A 2,810-nucleotide genomic window follows, 5' to 3' on the forward strand; every position below is an offset into this window, starting at 1 on the left:
CCACATTTGACATAGAACCAATTATTTATAGTTAATAACGCAATAAAATTTAAAACGCCATCCTTCTAAACTCTTGTTATAAGACAAACAAGAAAACGAAAAATGACGTTTAATGGTTTATTTAAATTTTTAAGTACAAACCTTTTCCAAAAATAATGCAACTGGAAATCTCCGATGTTTCCAGTTGCTTTTTCACACACACTATTACTTACGCCCCAGGCAGGATTCGAACCTGCGGCACACGGTTTAGGAAACCGATGCTCTATCCCCTGAGCTACTGGGGCTATTGGTATAATCAAGCGATTGTATTCGCCTAATTATATTTCATTGTCCGCCCTTCAAAAAATAAACGAACAATCGTATTATACTAAACCTTATCTATTTTGAAAAGCAGGTTGTTTCGTTCATTTACCTGCTTTCTGTAAACTTGTGCGATAAGGGATAGACAGGACATGAAGAATCATTAATAAACAGCCTACCAGAATAATTCCGGCAGAAGAAAGTTTTAATAGAATTGCCAGCCCTAAAAAAATGGGAATTGCTAATAAAGGGAGCCAGCCGCCTTTTTTACTTGCATCATAAAAATTTTCTTTACCGCAATGCGGACAGATCATTTTAATCTTAAATACCTGTTTAAAGGTCTGCCCATAACTCCATCTCTTCCCGCAATAGCTGCAGTCCGGTGTATGCATATACTTCCCCTCTTCTCTTTAAAGTTATTTCTGTGCATTTGTTATTTCGATAGAACGCTCTCTCGCTCCATTTACACATGCTTTAACAGCCTTATCAAATTTATTCGCTATTAACTGATTTAAGCCAGCCTCTGTTGTTCCGGACGGACTGGTAATATTAATGCGCAGCTGTTCTGGATTTTCTCCGGATGATTCAAGCATTTTCCCTGCACCAATAACGGTCTGTGTTAACAATTCTAATGCTGTCTCCTGGTCCAGTCCTGCCTCTACCGCTGCCTTCTCCATTGATTCTACCATATAATAGAAAAACGCCGGACCGCTTCCAGCAATAGCTGTAATTGTGTGCATATCCCTCTCATCGACAATTTTTGTTATACCTACTGTCTGGAAAAGCTCTTCTGCCAGATAAAGCTGACTAAGCGGGACGTAAGATCCCTTGGAAATAGCAGTAGCTGACTGGCCGATTAATGCAGATGTATTTGGCATCGTCCGAATAACAGGAATACCTTCTCCAAGCGTTTTTTCCATCTGTTCGATGGATAACCCTGCGATCACAGAAATAACCACGTGATGCGGCTTTATATGATCTTTAAGCCAATTTAAATAGTTACCCGCATCCTTAGGCTTCATAGCCAGAATAATAATATTTGCTTCCTGAATCATTTCTTCCTTATTCCGATTACATTGCACACCATATTTTTCGGAAAGTAAATCTAGACGTGTATTATCACTGCGATTGGTAACAAGTACCTGTTCATTAGAAACAATATTGCTTCTCGTTATTCCGGCAATAATCGCCTCTGCTAAATTTCCTGCTCCAAAAAATGCAATTGTCTTATCCATGTATTTTCCTCCTGTAGTTATCTTGATTCATTTGATATATATCATCTGTACCTTGCTGACAATAAAAAAACTGATTACACATCCTATATAAAGGACGGAATCAGTATTATTTCCGCGGTACCACCTTTTTTGATAAAAGCTTATCCACTCTCTTTGATAATGCAGCATGCTGCAGTCAGCATCCGCCAACTTACTCACGGATAGGTTCATAAAGGCATTTACAGAAATCTCGCAGCCACAGGATTTCCTCTCTTTCGTAAATGCACATAAATTACTGGTCCGTTCAACGTATTTTTTATTATGTTGAATTGTACTATAAGGGCTTGTCACGCTTTTGTCAAGAGTACATCTGCAAGGACAAAATAAGACACCTTATAATCTGATATAAAAAACAATTTTTGCTATACTTATATTGTATCTGAATGAAAGCCAGAAAGGAATTTTATCAATGGATGAATCAAAACAAATAAACCAGTTAACAGCTGTACGAAAAGAACTTACACGTTTTATGCTCAGCTACAAATTTGGACTGGATGAAATAAATACAAAGCTTAACATCCTTCAGGAAGAATTTGAGCATATTCATGATTACAATCCGATTGAACATTTAAAATCACGCATTAAATCACCTGAAAGTATTTTACAAAAATGCCAGCGCAAAAATATTCCAATTACGCAAGGGTCGATTAAGAACTATATCAAGGATATTGCAGGGATCCGTATTGTCTGCTCCTTTATCTCTGATATTTATAAAATCAGTGAAATGATACAAGGTCAGCAGGATATAAAAGTTATTGAAATAAAAGATTATATTAAGAATCCAAAACCAAATGGATACAAAAGCCTTCATTTGATTTTATCGATTCCTGTCTTTTTCTCTGACCGTCAGGAAGAGGTATTTATCGAAATACAGATTCGCACTGTTGCCATGGATTTCTGGGCGAGCTTAGAGCATAAAATTTATTATAAATATGATGGAGAAGTACCGGAACACCTGGTGGCAGAATTAACAACCAGCGCAAATATTGCAAATCAGCTAGATGAAAAGATGGAGTTTCTTCATTCGGAAATGAACGAGGCTAAAGAAGATAAACATGCAGAGAGCAAGCTCAACTTTCTGCCGCTGGATAACAAACGCTTTCCGCTGCCAAAGCAGTTATTGGAATCATTGATGGAGAGAAGAGATAAAGAGTAAATCTATGTAGGAATATATCAGAAAACCCGCAGCTCGAAAGCCGCGGGTTTTTATTTATCATTATTTATTTTTGTTATAAA

At 37.1% G+C, this 2,810-nt stretch carries 3 protein-coding genes, 1 tRNA gene and 1 other annotated feature; of the genes, 1 reads left to right on the forward strand and 3 read right to left on the reverse strand.

Going from position 1 to position 2,810, the window contains the following annotated elements:
• Nucleotides 1-211: 211 nt before the first annotated feature.
• The 3 genes from OSO01_RS23080 to proC all read right to left on the reverse strand — a co-directional run bounded on the left by OSO01_RS23080 (nt 212) and on the right by proC (nt 1,535).
• Nucleotides 212-284 (reverse strand) — tRNA-Arg (locus OSO01_RS23080).
• A gap of 120 nt (nt 285-404) precedes the next feature.
• Nucleotides 405-692 carry a TIGR04104 family putative zinc finger protein gene (locus OSO01_RS23085; protein ID WP_147212803.1) on the reverse strand — a complete coding sequence of 96 codons (288 nt, stop codon included), beginning with the start codon at nt 690-692 and terminating at the stop codon, nt 405-407.
• Between the two features lie 24 nt (nt 693-716).
• On the reverse strand, nt 717-1,535 hold the full coding sequence (gene proC, locus OSO01_RS23090) for a pyrroline-5-carboxylate reductase (RefSeq protein WP_147212804.1): 819 nt from the start codon (nt 1,533-1,535) through the stop codon (nt 717-719).
• A gap of 87 nt (nt 1,536-1,622) precedes the next feature.
• Nucleotides 1,623-1,831: a binding site (T-box leader), on the reverse strand.
• Nucleotides 1,832-1,983: 152 nt separating this feature from the next.
• Between proC and OSO01_RS23095 the strand changes: the two genes are divergently transcribed.
• On the forward strand, nt 1,984-2,730 hold the full coding sequence (locus OSO01_RS23095; RefSeq protein WP_147212805.1) for a GTP pyrophosphokinase: 747 nt from the start codon (nt 1,984-1,986) through the stop codon (nt 2,728-2,730).
• Nucleotides 2,731-2,810 lie beyond the last annotated feature (80 nt).

Source organism: Oceanobacillus sojae, from assembly GCF_007991515.1.
GTDB classification, from domain to species: Bacteria; Bacillota; Bacilli; order Bacillales; family Amphibacillaceae; genus Oceanobacillus; species Oceanobacillus sojae.

What these genes read in the sequence shown, in the direction of transcription:
- OSO01_RS23085 (WP_147212803.1), bottom strand. Translation starts at nt 692, where the DNA reads ATGCATACACCGGACTGCAGCTATTGCGGGAAGAGATGGAGTTATGGG.
- proC (WP_147212804.1), bottom strand. Translation starts at nt 1,535, where the DNA reads ATGGATAAGACAATTGCATTTTTTGGAGCAGGAAATTTAGCAGAGGCG.
- OSO01_RS23095 (WP_147212805.1), top strand. Translation starts at nt 1,984, where the DNA reads ATGGATGAATCAAAACAAATAAACCAGTTAACAGCTGTACGAAAAGAA.